The 18,703-nt window shown below is 50.8% G+C and carries 13 protein-coding genes; 10 read left to right on the forward strand and 3 right to left on the reverse strand.

Annotated features, from left to right (window positions below; translation table 11 throughout):
• Nucleotides 1–34: 34 nt before the first annotated feature.
• Nucleotides 35–1,339 (forward strand): PQQ-binding-like beta-propeller repeat protein, encoded by a 1,305-nt coding sequence (locus McpAg1_RS02960; protein WP_338093808.1) that lies wholly within the window; start codon nt 35–37, stop codon nt 1,337–1,339.
• 110 nt (nt 1,340–1,449) lie between these two features.
• On the opposite strand, the gene McpAg1_RS02965 is transcribed toward McpAg1_RS02960, so the two are convergent.
• Both McpAg1_RS02965 and fae read right to left on the reverse strand, forming a co-directional pair.
• Nucleotides 1,450–2,229, reverse strand: coding sequence for a transcriptional factor MsvR (locus McpAg1_RS02965; protein WP_338093809.1), 780 nt, complete (start codon nt 2,227–2,229; stop codon nt 1,450–1,452).
• Nucleotides 2,230–2,336: 107 nt separating this feature from the next.
• On the reverse strand, nt 2,337–2,882 hold the full coding sequence (gene fae, locus McpAg1_RS02970) for a formaldehyde-activating enzyme (RefSeq protein WP_338093810.1): 546 nt from the start codon (nt 2,880–2,882) through the stop codon (nt 2,337–2,339).
• Between the two features lie 344 nt (nt 2,883–3,226).
• Here fae and McpAg1_RS02975 point away from each other — a divergent pair, with 344 nt between their 5' ends.
• The 7 genes from McpAg1_RS02975 to McpAg1_RS03005 all read left to right on the forward strand — a co-directional run bounded on the left by McpAg1_RS02975 (nt 3,227) and on the right by McpAg1_RS03005 (nt 14,196).
• Nucleotides 3,227–4,450, forward strand: a complete 1,224-nt coding sequence (locus McpAg1_RS02975) for an FprA family A-type flavoprotein (protein WP_338093811.1) — start codon at nt 3,227–3,229, stop codon at nt 4,448–4,450.
• 382 nt (nt 4,451–4,832) lie between these two features.
• Nucleotides 4,833–7,784 carry a PD-(D/E)XK nuclease family protein gene (locus McpAg1_RS02980; RefSeq protein ID WP_338093812.1) on the forward strand — a complete coding sequence of 984 codons (2,952 nt, stop codon included), beginning with the start codon at nt 4,833–4,835 and terminating at the stop codon, nt 7,782–7,784.
• Between the two features lie 3 nt (nt 7,785–7,787).
• Nucleotides 7,788–11,063, forward strand: coding sequence for a UvrD-helicase domain-containing protein (locus McpAg1_RS02985; RefSeq protein WP_338093813.1), 3,276 nt, complete (start codon nt 7,788–7,790; stop codon nt 11,061–11,063).
• Nucleotides 11,064–11,242: 179 nt separating this feature from the next.
• A complete protein-coding gene (gene asd / locus McpAg1_RS02990) occupies nt 11,243–12,262 on the forward strand; it encodes an aspartate-semialdehyde dehydrogenase (protein WP_338093814.1) in 1,020 nt (339 codons plus the stop codon).
• Nucleotides 12,263–12,373: 111 nt separating this feature from the next.
• Nucleotides 12,374–12,640: a DNA-binding protein Alba gene (gene albA / locus McpAg1_RS02995; protein WP_338093815.1), complete on the forward strand. Its 267-nt coding sequence runs from the start codon at nt 12,374–12,376 to the stop codon at nt 12,638–12,640.
• Between the two features lie 11 nt (nt 12,641–12,651).
• Nucleotides 12,652–12,951, forward strand: coding sequence for a hypothetical protein (locus tag McpAg1_RS03000; protein ID WP_338093816.1), 300 nt, complete (start codon nt 12,652–12,654; stop codon nt 12,949–12,951).
• A gap of 6 nt (nt 12,952–12,957) precedes the next feature.
• Entirely contained in the window at nt 12,958–14,196 is a 1,239-nt protein-coding gene (locus McpAg1_RS03005; RefSeq protein ID WP_338093817.1) for an ArsB/NhaD family transporter, read from the forward strand.
• A 738-nt stretch (nt 14,197–14,934) separates the two neighbouring features.
• Here the strand turns inward: McpAg1_RS03005 and McpAg1_RS03010 are convergent.
• Nucleotides 14,935–15,726 carry a hypothetical protein gene (locus McpAg1_RS03010; protein ID WP_338093818.1) on the reverse strand — a complete coding sequence of 264 codons (792 nt, stop codon included), beginning with the start codon at nt 15,724–15,726 and terminating at the stop codon, nt 14,935–14,937.
• A 313-nt stretch (nt 15,727–16,039) separates the two neighbouring features.
• On the opposite strand from McpAg1_RS03010, the gene metG reads away from it, so the two are divergent.
• Nucleotides 16,040–18,076, forward strand: a complete 2,037-nt coding sequence (metG, locus tag McpAg1_RS03015; protein WP_338093819.1) for a methionine--tRNA ligase — start codon at nt 16,040–16,042, stop codon at nt 18,074–18,076.
• Between the two features lie 147 nt (nt 18,077–18,223).
• Nucleotides 18,224–18,526 carry a hypothetical protein gene (locus McpAg1_RS03020; RefSeq protein ID WP_338093820.1) on the forward strand — a complete coding sequence of 101 codons (303 nt, stop codon included), beginning with the start codon at nt 18,224–18,226 and terminating at the stop codon, nt 18,524–18,526.
• Nucleotides 18,527–18,703 lie beyond the last annotated feature (177 nt).

Consider the following 18,703-nt stretch of genomic DNA (forward strand, 5'->3'; position numbering starts at 1 on the left):
AGATACTAATACCCTAACGTAAAAGATACTATACATGATCAAATACGCAAAGGCATTTTTCGTTCTGATGCTGATGGCGGTCATATGCTGCGGGGGAGTTTCCGCAAGCATCGTTGAGGATCTCAACGTGACCTATCAGCTGGACGGGACCTACATCAATGCGGATGCTGTTGCTCCGATAACCGGCGGAGGATTTTTCCTCGGGATGACCAACAGCTCAAGTGCAGTTCTGTTAAAGACCGACAATGCAGGAAAAGAGATCTGGCGAACCTATCTCACGGGGGAAAGTGTCAGATCAGTTGTTACTTTGGATGACGGAGGATGTGTTCTTACCACAATAACCAGAGTCATTGAAGGAACTCCTGAAGAGGGCTACACCTTCAGCGGGGAGACAACACTCATCAGAGTTGACAGCAAAGGAACTGTTCTCTGGGAGTCGCCTCTTGCAGATACCGGCGCAGGCGGCATTGCGGTATCAGGCGGAAAAATCTACTTCGCCGGATGGTTTTGGGAGACCAACACCGGATTTACTCAGAGTTTCCTGCTCTCAAACGGTGCTCCGGGAAATGATCAGATCCGGCTTGGCAACGAAACCTCACCCATGATTCCGCTTGCGATGCTTCTTGAGGATGACGGAACGCTGGTTCTCACCGGAGGAACGACGTCATATCTCACTGAGGGAAGTGCGTATGCATGGATTGCAAAGGTGAAGGGCGGCATCGTCCAAAATGAAGCGATCGTTCGGACCGGCAGTGCTGACCCCTTGTACGGCGAAGGCGCATGCGGGTATGATCTTACCAGAGCGCATGACGGCGGCTACCTTGTTGTCGGCTCCAATCCTCCGTTTGGTGTGACCTGGGAGTCAGGACTCGGCTGGGCAGCACACGTGAAAGAAGATCTCTCCCTTGCATGGGTCAATGAGCTCCCGGGATGCTACATTCCCTACGCGGTCGTGCAGTTCGGTGACGGATACCTTGCCGCGGGAATGGACGGGTATGATGATCCGGTATGGCTGACGCTGTCGCTGGGCGGCGCAATCACGGATCTGCAGAAAATATCCCAGAATGGAAAGACTTCCAAATTCAATGATGCAGCATCTGTTTCGACCGGAAAGGCAGCACTGGTCGGATGGATTATGCCTGAGAGCTCCTCCAAAGGCATTCTGATAACGCTTGTTGATACAGAGGTTCCGGCTGAGTCTGATAACACCGGACTTCTCGTTGCCGGAGGAGTGATCTGTGTTATCATCATCGCAGGGCTTGTCTACTTCCTTGTGATCAGAAAACCTGCGGCAAAACCTGAAAAGAAATCTGCGAAGAAAAGCGGAAAGAAAAATTAATTTTTTTTTATTTTTTTAGATAGGAGTTACGCGGTGTGGTTTTGCGGCGTGCGGTTTTGTTTGAAGTAACCACGGAATGCACAGAGCACACCCGCGTAACATCTATTTTTTCAAGAAATCACAGCAGAGTCGGGCAGCGTTATCTCAAAACAGCAGGCAGGGTATCCCTGCGCCATACACTCGATCTCTTCCACAATCACCGGTTTTTTGCCGAAGTAGGCTGACAGCACCGCGGTGAGGATCCCGCGCGAAATAACACAGCAGCCGCGCTCAACTTTTGGAAGGACCATACACTCATAACATTTGTAGATCTCAATCCGCAGCGGGGACATGGAACGAATCCGCATTTCCCCAAGTCCGTACCGTGTCCAAAACCTGACAATATTGTCAAGGGTTTTTTCGAGAGTGTTTGCAACAAGATACATCGACACCGACTCGCCCAGCATTTCCCCGCCGCGGATCATGATCGGATCGATCCTGATGCCTGCTTCAATGAGAGCCACCTGAATAATATGCGGAATGATCTGGCGGTAGTCCACGTTGTCGTACTTGATGTAACACTGGCGGATCAGTTCCCGGAACTCATTGTTGCCGGTCTGCCGGCAGGGTTCAATATCAGCGAGATGCGACGCTGTAAGATAGTAGGTCTTTTTTCGTGCATCGCCCGGAACAGAGTGGGAAGCAATGAGGCCTGAGTCAATAAGAGAGTTAACGTGAACAGATACCGTGGATTTGGAAAGGCCGGTAAACTCCATGATGCGGGAAAAGGACACCTCGCCTTCATCCCTGATGAGAAAAAGAATGCTGTTTCTCACCGGACTTCGGATTGCCGTGACTGTCCCATCGCTGGAAAATAATTTGAGAGGTTGGGAAATGTCGGGTTCAGGCATAATATAACTGTGGTTTTGGAATGTATCTCAAAAACCTGATTGGGAATATAATATGCCGCAGAGAGATATGAAGGTTCGGAACAATGCAAAAGATTCAAAAAAAAAAATTAGTTAAATGGATGAACTGCCGAGTTTTTCTTGGCAAGAATTTCATCGACTTTCGGCTCACCGGTAATCGCACGTTTGATCGCAAGTTTGGTTGCCTCATAGTTCCAGTCGTGAACCTTCTTTTTGTCAGCTGCATCCCACTCGATAAAAACGGAGACGATGATTAACAGATCCTCTGCTTTGTCTTTGGGAATCACACCTTCTTCAACCGAATCCATGACCGCCATCGCAACCGCGTGCTGGGCCGGCCCGAACATCATGACCGCCTGACCGGCATTTTTGATGGTGACCTTGTTCACCATCAAAGTTGACGGCTTTGGCGGGAGGTTGGGAGTAACGACAGCAAGCAGGGGTGTGTGTCCTTTCTGCGGAGAGGAAAGGGCACTGACAAATGCCTGCTCAACTGAACTTCCTTTTGGCCCGATAATCAGATCAATGTGCGCTACCTCAGCACCTTCACCGACCAGTGCTTCGCCAAACATTACGCGGGTAAACGGAGAAATAACTCCGCCTACGGCATTATCGACACTTTGTAAAAATCCCATTGTTGTATCCTCGTTTCTGTGTTGTCAGATCCGGCATTCGGGTCTGTTACTTTGTAACTATGAGACCGTGGGATAAATATTTGTCCGTTGAAGAAGTTTTGGATTGTAACCCAGAACAGTTCATACAAAAACAAACCGGATGCATCTGTTTTGTTGGTATTTTCAGCAGAAAAATTTAGAAATGCCGAAATGTTAAAAAAAAGATCAGGAACTCACACAGGAAACCGATTTTGATAAAAATGCCGCAATCTCACCTCTATTAAATATCAAATACGAATATGTAGCCATCGACCGAGAAATGAAGGCGGAACTGACCAGCCGGACTCGGTACGGGATACATTATCATGTTGCAAGCAGTAAAAATCAAAGACGGCGTCTACTGGGTAGGAGCTATTGACTGGAATCTTCGTGACTACCACGGCTATACTCTTCCGGGAACCACCTACAACGCGTACCTCGTTATCGGAGAAAAGGTTGCACTGATTGACGGAACCTACCCGGGTCATGAGTGGCAGCTTATCGAACGAATTGAGTCCGTTTTGCCGCTGGAAAAAATCGATTACATCGTGGCAAACCATATCGAGATTGATCACTCAGGCTCCCTCCCGCTCTTTTCCAAGAAACTGCCAAAAGTTCCGATCTACATGACCGAGATCGCGAAGAAAGGATTTGCGCGCCACTTTGACACCAGCGCATGGAACATTCACACCATCAAAAATCTGGAAAACCTTTCGCTTGGCGGCGGCAAGACCCTGACCTTCCTTGAGGCCCCGTTCCTCCACTGGCCTGACTCGATGTTCACCTATCTTGGTGAGGACAAGATTCTCTTCCCGAACGATGCGTTCGGCCAGCATGTTGCATCCAGTGAGCGTTTCGATGATGAGCTCGGTATTGATATTGCGATGGAGCATGCGGCAAAGTTTGTTGCAAACCTGATTGTTCCGCTCTCTCCAAAAGTTCTCAAGAAACTTGGCGAGGTCACCGAGCTTGGTGTGCCGATTGAGATGATCGCACCTTCGCACGGAATTATCTGGAGAAGCCATGCAGCAGATATCATCAACGCCTATGTCAACTGGGCGAACGGTGTTGCCAAAAATAAGATCACAATCGTGTATGACACGATGCACTACTCAACCGGCATTGCCGCTCAGTACATTGCCGAGGGCGCGATCACTGAAGGTGTTGAGGTCAAGTTCGATCTCTTAAAGGACGGACGGTATGAAGGAGTTCACCGCTCGGATGTCGTCCGCGACATTCTTGACTCAAAGGCGGTCATTGTCGGTTCCCCGACTCTGGAGGATTATCCGCTGCCGACAGTTGCCGGATTCCTCTACTATCTGATGGGAATCAGACCAGGTAAGCAGACGCAGAAAAAAATCGGGTTTGCGTTCGGCTCCAACGGCGGAAAAGGCGGTGCGCCAAAAGTCATCACTGAACTTCTGGAAAAAGCCGGCATTCAGATCTGGCATGAGCCGGTAGAGTTCACTTACCGCCCGGATCAGCAGGACAAGGAGAAGTTCTTCAAGCTTGGTCAGGAGATCGCAAAAGAGATCAAAAAGATGCCGTAAGGCATGGTGAAAAAACCAACTACTTTTTTTTAGGAGTTCCGCGGTATGATTTTTAGACGGATGACTCTGTTTGGAGTAACCACGGAATGCACGGAACAGAAGCACAAGCAACATTCCAACAAGGTAAGAAAAAAAACAAGTGTTAAGGCATGAGATAGAACTCCCCTTCTTTCTCCCGCCCAACAATAGTATTCTCAACGTAATACCTTATGAAGTTTGCGGACGTGTCATTGTCGTGTGAAAACTCGTTTATTGACGAATACACCTTGCCGTTCGTCGCAGTTTCATCCGCAAAAAAACAGCAGACCATCCGAAACAACTGCCACCCCTTCTTTTCAATTGGAACACATTTATCGTATTCTGCCGTCCAACTAAATCAATAATGTTTGCTCCGAATCGCTACGGTCTGCCGAAAACCATACCAGACGACCTTATCGCAGCATACCTTTGCGAACAAAAAGCAGATCCGGCAAACGCATGGATGATTTTGCCGGTAAACCGGCTCGCAGAAACAACAAAAAACCAGATCATACAAGAAAACGGATCCTGCATACCATCCCGCATCACAACCATTCCTGAGTTTGCAAAAACCGTTTCGGCCGCAGTTTATCCAAACATCAGAATCCTTTCATCGATCGAACAGACACTGATATTTTCTGAAATCATTGGAAAAAATCAGCGGATGCTCAACATATTTCCTGAGAAAAAGACCGGACTTGCAGCAGTAGAAAACCTCGTCACCCTCTACAACACCCTCCGCTACCGGCGCGCGCAGCTCCCGAAAGGAAATGAAAAACTTGCGGCCATCGCCTCGGTGTTTGAGGAGTACGAAACATTCCTGAAACAGAAACTGGCAGCGGATGCAGTCCGCACCCTTGAACTCGCAGCAGACGCTGTGCGCGACGGAAAATTCTCAATAAAATATGCAGTACTGTTTGGCCACTATGCACCAAAAGAGCTGGAAACAGATCTCCTGAATGCAGTAAAAGCATGCGCGCAAAACGGAGTGGAGTTTGTTCCCCATGCAGAAAACACCAAAATATTTCCTGTGCGAAAAAATCTCGAAGAGAGCGAACACCACGAGTTCGCAGAAACAGTATTTCAGAAACTCTCCCTGTCGCCAAACCTCCCGATCAAAAAGATCGGTGTGTTTTCAAGCAGGTCGGCTGAACTCTCGGCAATCGCAGAAGAGATATGCCGCTTAATGGAAACAGGAGTCAGCCCCGGAGACATCGCAATCCTCACGCCTGAAGTGCCGCTCTATGCAGAACTTGCCGGAGAACTGTTCCCGGATTTTTCTGCGGGGGGCAGCACACTGAAATTTGAAAGCTCTATCGGCTACCCCCTGTTCCGGTCTCCCGCAGTAGCCGCGGTGTTTTCCCTGCTGAAAACCGTGATCGGAAACTACCAAACTGAAGAGATGACAACACTCTTTTCCTACCCGCACTTTTTCTGGAAGGAAAACACCATCTCATCCCGCGACCTGCTCTGGCTATCTCAGGCAGCAGAGATCACCGGCGGAAAACACCAGTGGCTGACATATCCGGAAAAACTGAAAAGCCGGCTGAATCGAAAAATGGAGGATTTTGACACTCCTGCGCCGGAAAAAGCAGAGCTTGCGGCAAAGGCAGCAAAAATAGATGCAATCAAAGAAAAACTTGAGCGGATTTTTGCTCTCCTCGCTCCCTTGAACGACGGAAAAAAAACCGCAGAAGAGTATATCGAAGAACTTCGAAAGGTGCTTGCACAGCTTGAGTTCCCCGGAAAAGAGAGGAACGAGGCTGAAACGAATGCTTCGGCAGTGAAAAGTTTTGAAGAAGTACTTCTATCAATTGACTATGCAGAAACTCTCATCCGCAGCGAAAAAATATCTGCCGGAAAATTTTACTCGATGCTGTTTTCCTTTGTCAAGTCCGCACAAACCACCCCTTCATCACCCGCTGAAAGTGAAGAATGCGTGAAAATTTACGGATTCCGCGAGACCGTTCATCAGAAAATTCCGCACGTGTTCCTTGCAGGACTCACCGCCGACGTTCTCCCCCGCGTGCATCCGCGGCTGCCGTTTCTGACGATGGCAGAAACTCTGGAAGCAAAGACCCAGACTTATGAAGAAACGCTCCGTGAAGAGCGGTACGCATTTTTGTCAGCACTGCTCACCGCAGAAAAATCCCTCTACCTCTCCGCACCAACAACAGACGAAGGCAAAGCAAAAATTCCGTCCGCATGGCTGAAAATGTTTGACCTGCCGGACGCTGCATGGGAAACAAAAGAGCTGCGGCATTCAAATGCATGGCTGTCGATGCATGCAGGAAAACTAATGGCAGAAAACAGCTGGGAAACGGATCTGGACACAAGCCGGCTGCCGGACCTGATCGACGCCGCACGAAGGACCGGAGTCGAGGTTGTCAGCCGTGCCGGAGCGCCGACAACAGAGTACGACGCAGTATTTAGTGATGACCAGTTTACCGACCGGTACAGAAGCTCGGTCTGTTTCTCGGTAACCGAACTTGAGCGGTACGCCGCATGTCCCTTCCGCTGGTATACAGAGCTCCACCTGCGACTCGCAGCTCACCCTGATCCAAAGGGTGACGATACTCCTGAACTGGGAGTGGTCATTCACAAAACCATGTACCGGATGATTGCAGAGTCGCAGTTTTTTCCGCCGACAAAAGAGACCCGCGAGTCTGCAACCGCGGATCTTATGAGAATTGCCGCAGAAGAGTTTGATCAGGCCGGCCTTGCAACCCCGAGATGGCAGAGCCTGAAAGACCGATACATAGGAACTCCCAGATATCCGGGAAGGCTCGTTGAAGTTATCGACAGAGAAATTGACGCTGCAAACTCAGGATACCTCACACCCAAAGAGATGCTGGAGTTTTCATTTTCGATGGAGGATGGACCAGGCATACCTCTGCCAAACGGTGATGAACTCAGGCTGGAAGGAAGGGTTGACCGGATCGGAGTGCGGGGCAGCGAGTTTGTGGTGACCGATTACAAAACCGGCAAGGTGAAAACAGCTGGTGATATCAAAACAGGAAAATCCCTTCAGCTCCCCTTGTACCTCGCCGCAATCAGACATCTCAGACCGGATTTGCGGCAGGCAGGCGGCAGTTACTATCAGATATCGGCAAAATCGGTCTTGGAAACCTATCCGCTGAAGGATTCAGGCGACTATTATGTTTCGCTCGCACTTGAGTTCGCCGCAGCATACCGAAACGGAATGCAAAGAGGAGTCTGTGCACCGGTCTACAACAAAACCGAATGCTCCTTTTGCAAGGAGAGGTTCATCTGCAGATTTACCGAACTCAGATCACTCGGCGGAGGTGAAGAGTAGACAATGGTGGAACTGACCAAACGACAAAAAGAGGCGCTTTCTATCGGAAAAAGTCTCTGCGTAACTGCGGGAGCGGGGACCGGCAAAACATTTCTGTTGAGCAGACGCTATCAGGTGCTGCTCTCTTACCTTCGGGAAACAACAGGGTCGGCAAGTGTTTCAGATATTTTGGCGCTGACGTTTACCGAAAAAGCTGCGGCAGAGATGCGGGAGAGGATTGAGTCCGATATCCGCGGTCTTGCAGAGACCGCAGGGAAAACGGAAGAGTATTTGTTCTGGACAGAAATTCTTGACGAGTTTTTCCGCGCATCGATCACCACCTTTCACGGATTCTGTGCCGCGGTTCTGCGGGAGTTTGCTCTCGACGCAGAGATTGATCCAGGGTTTGAGATTTTGGATGAGATGGAAAAGCAGGTGATGACCACAACCTCCATCAGAAATGTTCTGATGCGGCCACCGGAGTTTTTGTATGATGATGCGGCGCTGCTGTTCACTGATGTTGCAGCACCGGAGAAAATTGTCGCAGAACTTTTGCCGCAGTATGTTGAGTTCAGAAAATTTTTCCCAACAAATGCTGACGAAAAAAAATTCTGCATCAATGAGTGGCGGAAACTGATGAGTGAGGCCATCAGACACAAGCAGGAAATTTTTTTCGCTGACCCTTCCACAAAAAAATCGATCAGTGAACTGAAAACTCTCGCCAAAAGTTACGGCAGGGCTGACGACACCGGAGGAAAATATCTCAGAGAGATTTGCGATGCGCTGAATTATCTGAACATTGACGCGGATGAAGATCAGTTTTGTGCGGCGGTCGCAGCGATCAAGGCAGCGAACGGGACAAAAACCGGAAAAACTCTCGGCAGCAAAAAAGAGTTCGGCGACGATCTCATCAGGTTCCGCGACTCGTTTGTGACTCTGAGAAAAGCCTGCGACACATTCCCGGACGGCTGGTCACACCTTCCAAGAGAAGGAGACTCGTTCACCGAAGAAAGTGTGAACGTTATTGCAGCTCTCGGCCGCGTGACAGGCGAGGTGTATGCAAGGTATCAGCGGGAAAAACAGCAGAGAAATGCTCTTGACTTTGAGGATCTGATCAGGCTTGCAGGGGAGCTCACCAGAAATGAACAGGTGCAAAAAGTACTGAGGAAACGATATTCATACATTCTGGTGGACGAGGTGCAGGACACCGATCCTGCGCAGTCCGCTCTTATCTGGCGGATTGTCGGCTCTCTTGATCCGTCCAACGACTCGGTGTTTTTAGTCGGAGATCCAAAACAGTCGATCTATGCGTTCCGCAACGCAGACATCTGCGAGGTAAACGCGATGCAGGAGAAGATCTCCGCCGCCTGCAATACAGAGCCGATTGCACTCAACGTAAGTTTCCGCAGCACAAAGGAGATTCTTGGTGTCGTGAACTATCTGTTTGCAAAACTGTTTGCAAAATCCGCAGAGGCATGGGATGTTGGGTATGATCCAATCAAAGTGTCTCCGCCGCGTGCCTGCGACACGGGGACGGTGCAGATTCTTGAGACGATTCCTGACGACTCAGCGCCGCCAAGAGTTCTTGAAGCACGGATGATCTCAGCAAAAATTCTGGAGATGATCAGATCCGGCGTGTTGGTTCGCGACGGAAGCGAGCTGCGGCCTGCGCGGTTTGGGGATGTGGCAATTCTTTTGGAGACAAGAAACACGCAGGCTTTGATCGAGCATGCCCTGCGGGAGGCAGGAGTTCCTTACAGCATCTACAAGAGTCAGGGATTTTACCGGTCACAGGAGATCACTGATATAATGCTGCTTTTGTCGGTGGTTACCGGAATGGGTGACGACATTGCGATCTACGGCGTGCTCCGCTCTCCGTACTTTGGAATCTCGGATGCAGAGCTCTGTATCACCGGCGGCGGCAGTTACTACGGCAGGGTCAGCAGGTATGCAAAGGAACATCCTGAGTCGCAAATTGCCAGGGCAATGATACAGATTCGCCGGTGGCAGAGTTTTTCGATGCAAGAAGCGGTACCTGAATTTTTGCGGCGGGTTTTCCGCGAGGCAGGAATGTATGCGGTGTATGGAGGGATGCCGGACGGCAGATTTATTCTTGCAAATCTTGAGAAACTGATCGGGCTTGCCAGGACTCAGACCCGGAAACGGTCGCTGCCGCTCCCTGAGTTTGTGCGGATGCTTGCGACCGGTGCAGAGGAGGAGGTCAGCGAGAGCGAGGCGCAGGTTGATCTTTTGGATGGAGATGCGGTACGGATTATGACGGTCCATGCTTCAAAGGGTCTTGAGTTTCCGGTGGTGGTCCTGGCAAATCTTGACAGAAACACATCCCCGACCGGTACCGGACTGGTGCTTGATAAAATGTTCGGGGTCGGGCTTTCGATACGGATGCACGGCGAGGGGGAGAGACCTGCGGATACGTTTGTGCGGATGTTTACCAAGGAGATGCGGAGAGCAAAAGAGATCGCCGAACGGAAACGGTTGTTCTATGTTGCAATGACGCGGGCGAAGGATCATCTGGTTTTGTCGTACGTGAAAGAGAAGAGTTTCCCGCGGGAAAACAGCAGGGCGGAGTGGTTGTCTGAGTACCTGCTTCCCAAAGAGGAGGTGCAGTCATTTACGATTTCTGTTGATGAGATGGAGATTGAAATCTCCGTGACTTCGGGAACTGCGTATCAAGCGGAGGAGTGCAGGGATGTCTGTTGTCCTGCCCCTCCTGCGGCGTATTCGTATGCGGCGCCTGAGGAGGAGGAGGTTGTAAGGCGAAGAAGGCGGCCAGCTTCTGCAACAGCAATGAATCGCACGGATGCAGACGAGCCAGCAACACCTAAAGCTCTCTACGGTACTGTTTTACATGGTGTGTTTCAGGGGCAGGATGCGTCGATGCTGTGCAGAAAGTACCGGCTGGATGCTTCTGTTGAGAAACAGATCAGGGATGCGTATGCACAGTTTTTGCAGTCTGCACTTATGCAGAATGTATCTGAGGAGTTCTGCGAGCTGCCGTTTTCAGTGGAAATTGCGGGTAGAGAGTTTACCGGAGTTATCGACCGGCTTGTCAGATATAGGGATGGAAGTCTGCGGGTGATCGATTACAAATCTGGCAGGATGAGTGCAACGGACGAAGAGACGCTTGCGCGGTATCAAAGACAGGTTTCTTTGTATGCAGCTGCGGTGGAGCGGCTGTTTTCGGTGCGGCCGCTCGCATGTGTGTACTTCTCGCATGATGCGGGGGTCTTGGAGGTTGATGTTTCTGATGAGAGGGAGGCGGAGATGTTTGGGGAGTAGGTTTTGGTTTTACTTGAGTAACCACAAACGAGGCCACACCGCAGAACTCCTCTTCCAAGCAAAACCACAGATTTCGCTCGAAAATTATTTTTTCATACATCGCAGATTCCCCCAGATTTTTGGAGCAAAGTCCGAAGCGAAGCAAAGCATCAATAGTCGGCAAAGCATATCAATATCCCATGGTTAATGTTGGTATCCTTGGAGCCACAGGCGCAGTTGGTCAGCGCTTCGTGCAGCTTCTGGCAGACCATCCGTGGTTTTCCCTGACGACACTGACGGCATCGGACCGGTCAGCCGGAAAAACCTACGGCTCAGTGGTCAACTGGCGGCTTGACTCTCCCTTCCCTGACTCGGTAAACGACCTCGTCGTCTCTCCGACGACAGTTGACGCAGTAAAAGACTGTGACATCGTCTTTTCCGCACTGCCGGCAGAGATTGCAACCACACTTGAGTCTGAAATCGCAGACGCAGGTGTTGGCGTCTTCAGCAACGCAAGCTCTCACCGCATGGCAACAGACGTCCCGCTGATGATTGCAGAAGTCAACCCGGAACATGCCGCACTGATTGACATCCAGAAAAAGAATCACAACCGCGACGGATTCATTGTCACCAACCCGAACTGCTCAACAATCATGCTTGCAACCGCACTCGCACCGCTGATGCAGTTCCCCTTCAAAAGCATACAGGTGGCAACCCTTCAGGCAATCTCCGGCGCAGGCTTTGACGGAGTCCCCGCATTTGGCATCTACGACAACGTCATCCCGTACATCGGATCTGAAGAAGAAAAAATCGCACGCGAAGCAAACAAAATTCTCGGAACATTTAACGGCGCAAAAATAACCGACGCCCCGTTTACCGTGTCCGCATCCTGCAACCGCGTCGCAGTAATCGACGGCCACACACTCAACGTCTGGATCGACCTCGCAGCAACTCCTGCCGAAGTTGTTGAAGCATTCAAGTCCTGGCAACCGCCGTTCTCCGGCCTCCCCACCCAGCCGGCAAAAACCGTCCAGTACCTTGAACAGACAGACAGACCGCAGCCGCGCCTTGACAGAAACCGCGGCAACGGCATGACAGTCTCTGTCGGGCGCGTCCGTGACGGCATCAGATTCGTGGCAATGGGTCACAACACCATCCGCGGCGCTGCCGGCGCATCGGTCCTGAATGCAGAGCTGCTGCATACCAAGAAATATTTCTGAAAAAGATTTGGAAGAATCAAAATAATTTCCATAATTTTTCCGATATGCCATATTCTGCAAAATGGGAAGCGATGAAATATATCTGATTAACTGATACATTATACATAGAAGATGGATAATATAGTCCTGATTGGAAACAAGCCGGTGATGAACTACGTGCTTGCCGTGGTGACCCAGTTCAACGCCGACAACGCCGAGGTGATTGTAAAAGCACGCGGCAAGGCCATTGTTCGCGCAGTGGACACGACGGAGATTGTGGTCCGCCAGTTTCTTCCGAATGTGGTCAAGCGGAGTGTAACCACCTCCACTGATCAGGTTGAAACCGACAATGGTCCGTCAAACGTTTCGTGTATTGAAATAATTCTGGCAAAATCCTGATTTTTCTGCTTATGTCAAAGAAAAATACGATTGTCGGGGTGATTCTTGTGGTCGCCTGTGTGCTCTGCGTGTGGTATGTGAGCATGCCAAAGACCGAAGAGTTTTCTGCCTCGGGAACGGTGGAGGTTCTCGGAGGCGGCACGGTAATCTCCGGGGATGACGGCACAACCTATATCCCGATCTCCGGTGTTCCTGTGGAGTTCGACAATGGTGTGCGGGTTTCATTCACGGCAGTTCTGAATACATCGGATGATTCTATGTATCGGGGGCATTACAAACCAATTGATCTGGTGAGTGTTTCCCGCGGGTAAGAGAGAATGTTTCCGGTTGCAGTTGCAATTCTTGCAGTTGTTTTTTTGCTGATTGTGGTCCGCCGCGTGGGAGGAGTCAGGCTCCCCATCTGGGCGGTGATGACAGGCGGCGCTGTTGCAGCACTTTTGACCGGATCGATCAGTATTCCTGATGCGGTTGCGTCGGTGAATGTGCAGCTGATCATATTTTTGTTCGGGGTGTTTGTTCTGGGGGTTGCTATGGAGCGGTCCGGACTTTTGCACACGACATCGGTTGCGGTATTTTCAAAGGCGAAGACCCGTTGTCAGGTGATGCTGTGGTTTATTTTTCTGATGGCGGCAACGTCGGCGTTTCTGATGAATGATACGGCGGCAATTATCGGGACGCCAGTGGCGTTATACTGTGCGAGGCATTTTGGGATTCCGGTGACAAGGATGCTGGTGGCTCTTGCAGCGTCGGTGACGTTCGGCAGTGTGATGACGCCGATCGGAAACCCGCAGGTGCTGCTGATAGCAATGTCAGGAGGGGTCCCTGATGCGTTTGTGAGTTTTTTCGTCTATCTGTTCGTTCCGGCGATGGTGAGTCTGTATGTCCTTTACCGGCTGATGATCTGGCGGCTGCCGGATGGTGAGGAGCTGTTGAAGGTTGGTCCTGATGCAAAGGAGCCGGAGGATCTGAAGCTGGAGAGGCTGGTGAAGCTGTCGCTTGTGCTTATGCTTGCAGTTATCGGTCTGCGGATGGTTGCGTCAATGTTTGGTTACGAGCTTCCAATGGTGACGATCGCAGCTGCTGCCGCACTGCCGCTGATTATTTTTTCAAGGAGAAGGGTTGAGCTGGTGCGGGGTATTGACTGGAGCACGCTGGTGTTTTTTGTGTCGATGTTTGTTCTGATGGCTGCGGTATGGAACACTGGGGTGATTCAGTCGCTTTTGCCTGAGTCGTTTACGACGTCAATGCCGATGCTGTTTGTGGTGAGCCTTTTGGTGCCGCAGCTGGTGTCAAATGTGCCGTATGTGGCGCTGGTTCTGCCGGTGCTGGAGGCTGCGGGGGCGCCGATGTCGATGTATCTGACGCTTGCTGCGGGAAGTACGGTGTCAGGGGGACTGACGATTCTTGGTGCGGCAAGTTCGGTGATTATTATTCAGAATGCGGAGAAGCGCGGCCAGACGATGACTTTCTGGCAGTATTTCAGGGTGGGGGTCCCGCTGACGATTGTGTCTGCGACGGTGTTTATTCTGTGGATATGGATGGTGTCGTCGTTGTGAAAAATGGCAGGGTGAATAGGTGGTCTGAGGTGAAATTTTTTGAAACACAAAACAACACGAAAAAAATGCAAGCGGGTAAGTGATGAGTGTGGATGCACGAGATAAACCAACCGCAGATTTTCGCAGATTTCCAAATTTGCCAATCGCCATTATCTTGCGTTCGGGCGGGACTCCGGCTAATCGCCTCCGTCCATTTCGCCCTCACTGGATAATGGCTGGCAAATTTCATCGGTTTTTTGTTGAGTGATGAGTGGGAACGATGAGAAAAAATAATGAAGGATTCACACATATTGCATTTTTTAGAAAATGTGAACGGGTGGAGGGTGAGTGGGAACGATGAGAAAAACCACACTCACCACTCCAACAAAAAACCGATGAAAATTTGCCAGCTGTTATCCAGTGAGGGCGAAATTGACGGAGGCGATTAGCCGGAGTCCCGCCCGAACGCAAGATAACAGCGATTGGCAAATTTGGAAATCTGCGAAAATCTGCGGTGGGTTTTTTCTCGTGCGTCCACACTCACCACTTACTCGCTTACGTTTTCCAGAAAAAAACCAACTAAATCTTTTTGTGAGAGTGCATTTTTCCGTGAAGCTCTGTGCATTTTCGCGAAGCTGTGAAACAGTGAGCACGACGGAACGGCGTATGAAGCGGTAAGCAGGCCACAGGCATGCGTCACGTGTTTACTCCAAACAAAACCGCATGCCGCAAACCCCCTTTTCTCTCACAGCGACAGAATCACAGATCCGCGACCCGTATCCGCAGGTCGGCAAGATTTTTCCAGTACTCCTGTTGCCCTGACTCGGGCGCGGTTCCTGCGATGAAAACATCTTCAGGATCGAACAGCCGGCAGACCGCAGTAAGGGCCTCTGCATCAGGGTCGATCACACAGACATGCCGGATGGTATAACAGTCGGCGAGTGCTTCAAGACCTGGCACGGCATCTTTGGAAAGGATGAGGTCCCGTTGAACCTCCAGGACATCAGAGAGATAGGCGTCGGGCACATACCGGAGATAGCGTCTGCCGGAGAAGTGCTCCATATCAATATAATCGGGCGCGTCATCATAGATGAGCACATGGCCTGCGGTGCCGGCATCACGCATCAGACGACAGAGGTCCGTGACTGCGTCTGCGAGTTCGGCGGACGCATCATCAGCGTCGCCGAAGTAGGCATCGGTATAATGCAGTGCAGAAGGAGAGGGCATCGCCCACCAGCACCCGCGGGAGATCCTCCCGGCTACTGAACAGTCGGCAAGGATGTCATCTGGAATGAGATCAAACTCTGCCGTGATGGTCTGATCACAAATATTGGACAGTGCCGAATCGATGCGGCCTTGATAGAACATTCCGCCGCAGGCAGGATGGGTAACCGGCGGCAGCTGGGCGCGAAGAGATGTTTCTATCTCCCAAGTAGTCAGATCAACGGTTCTGCCCATATGATCCAGAATCCATTTCCCCAGTTCATTGGCCGCAGGAGGGGAAGGCTTTGCAGACCCGAGGCTTCGTACCGGAAATGATCGTTCACGCAACGCAGTTCACTTATGAGCAGATAAGTCACTGAAGTATTTAATCATGCTCCAAATGCCGTGCTGGCCATTAAGTCCTGCATCCCACGGAAAAACGGAGCACACGGAAATATGCAGAAAAAAACATCACGGAGTAGACGTGAACAGCACGGAATTCTAAAACAATTTATTTCTGTGATGTTCACGTCTACTCCGTGATGTTTTTTTCGTGGAGTTCAGTGTGTTCCGATTTTCCGTGGGCGACTCAGAAATAACGACCCAAACACTGGAAAGGTAAAAACCCTAATACCATTTCCGCGCCAAATGAGTAACTACTATGACCAATAAGCCGACAGTCGTCACCTGCGGTCTTCCCTATACCAACGGCCTGTGCCACCTTGGCCACCTGAGGACCTACATTCCCGGCGACTTTTACGTCCGTTACCTTCGGCGGCTTGGCGACGACATCGTCTTCATCTGCGGATCCGACAACCACGGAACCCCGATCGTCGTCACCGCAGAGGCGGAACACACCACACCCCGTGCCGTCTCCGAACACTACCATGCACACTTTGACGAAGTATTCAAAGCAATGGAAATCAGGTTCGACCGGTTCGGCATGACGGACGACCCGACCAACCACAACCGGACTACAAGCATCCTCAAAACCCTGATCGAAAAGGGATACGTGTATGAAAAGACCATCCAGCAGAGCTACTGCCCGAACTGCAAGCGGTTCCTGCCGGACCGGTATGTGGAAGGCACCTGCCCCTACTGCGGCAAACATGCACGCGGCGACGAGTGCGACCAGGGCTGCGGCAGACATCTGGAACCCGGAGAAATCCTTGATCCGGTCTGTGCCACCTGCGGAACCAAAGCAGAGCTTCGCGAACAGAAGCACTACTACTTCAAACTCAGCGAGTTCAGAGACTATCTCATCGAGTACCTCCCGACACTCGAAGGAACCATCAACGCCCGCAACTATGCGATCGGCTGGGTGGAAAACGAGCTGAAAGACTGGTGCATCACCCGTATGATGGACTGGGGCGTAAAGTTCCCGTCGCAGAATGCCGAAGGCCTCGTCTGCTATGTATGGGTGGACGCTCCGATCGGCTACATCTCCTTTACCGAGGAGTGGGCAGCTGCCACCGGAGGCAGCTGGCAGAAGTACTGGTGCGAGGGCGACCGCGTGCACTTCATCGGTTCAGATATCATCTACCACCACTGCGTGTTCTGGCCTGCAATGCTGCACGGCGCAGGATACCAGCCGCCGTCCGCAGTTGTTGCGAGCGGTATGGTAACGATTGACGGCCAGAAGTTCTCCAAGTCACGCGGGTATGTGGTCTGGACGCAGGAGGATTATCTGGAGAAGGGCCTTCCGGCAGATTATCTCAGGTATTATCTGCTTGCCTACACGAGCCACACCCGCGAGCTGGACTTTTCGTGGAAGGAGTTTCAGGCACGGATCAATAATGAGCTGGTCAACACCTTCGGCAACTTTGCAAACCGGAGTATGACGCTTGTTAAAACGAAATTCGGTGATGTACCGGATGTTTCGGTTGCGCAGGAGATCTTTGATGAGATTGCAAAGACGCTTGCGTCAGTCGAGGAGTCGGTGCGGGCGTATGAGTTTAAGGCTGCGGTTGACGGGATTTTGCTTCTTGCAGGATACGGTAACAGCTATATCTCGAATGCTGCTCCGTGGAAGCTGGTAAAGGAGGATCCGGCGGCAGCGGCGGTGATTCTGAAGAACTGTCTGCAGATTGTGAAGGCATGCGCACTGCTGATTCAGCCGGTGATGCCGGATTCGGCACAGAAGCTGTGGGCGATGCTCGGTTATGCGGATGAGGTTGAGAGCCATCCGATTGCGGATGCTCTGGTACCGTTTGAGAACAAGACACTGGGAGATATTAGTCCGCTGTTTGCAAGGATTGAGGACAAGCAGCGCGAGGATCTTGAGGCTACGCTTGCAAAGCGGGCTGTTGAGGCACAGAATAAGGCAGCAGGTAAGAGTATGATTGATGCAGAGAAAGTTGAGATTGAACCGTTTTCAGAGGAGATTGTAAGTATCGATGATGTGGCAAAGCTGGATCTTCGTGTGGGTCTGGTGGTGAAGGCTGAAAAGGTGCCAAAGACGGAGAAACTGCTGAGGCTGCAGGTGGATGTGGGAACCGAGGTCCGCCAGATTGTTTCGAGTATTGCTCTGGAGTATACGCCTGAGGAGATGGTCGGGAAAAAGATCATTGTGATTGTGAATTTAAAGCCGGCAAAGTTCCGGGGAGAGGAGAGTAATGGTATGCTGTTCGCCGCGGGCGAGTCGGCGTCACTGCTTGTTCCGCTCCGCGATGTTGCGCCGGGGACGAAGATACACTAACCGCCCCGACACATTTGTAATGTGGGAGCTGCAGGCCAAAAGCCTGCGGCCCCACACAAATGTATCGGCTCGGCATCCATCGCAAACCTATGGTTTGCTCTGCTCCCCTGCAAACAGGGTCGCTCATCCCTTCGGGACTCGGTAATCATGGTTGAGCGGGAAATGGTTTTGGTAAAAAATAATTTCGGGAGTTTTTTTATCCCTGATCTTCATCGACAGTTGTCCGATGAGTGCGATTCTCATACGATTTTTCTCCTGAGTCGTAAGTCGCAAGTTGTATGCCGGTGGTTTTTGGAGGGGGAGAGGTTGCTGTTTTGCGGTTGGTCCGGCGGTTGGTTTTTGGTGCATGGTGGTTATGCACCGGTGGCCAAAGATAGGGTGTTTTCTTTGAGCCGATTCTCTTATTTTCCGTTATGTGATTTTAAGGTTTTGAACAAAAATCAGGTGTGATTTTCTTGTATTTTCGTGTTTGATGCAGCAATCTGCATTAAAATTCAATTATAATAATAGATGCGACGATAGTATTTTAGTGTTCGCGCGAGGGGAAAATTAGGTGTTGCATCCTAAGATATGAGGAGAACTGCCCAGAGAACAATTGAATTATTGATTTGAGGTTTATTTTTGGTT

The organism is Methanorbis furvi (assembly GCF_032714615.1).
GTDB lineage: Archaea > Halobacteriota > Methanomicrobia > Methanomicrobiales > Methanocorpusculaceae > Methanocorpusculum > Methanocorpusculum furvi.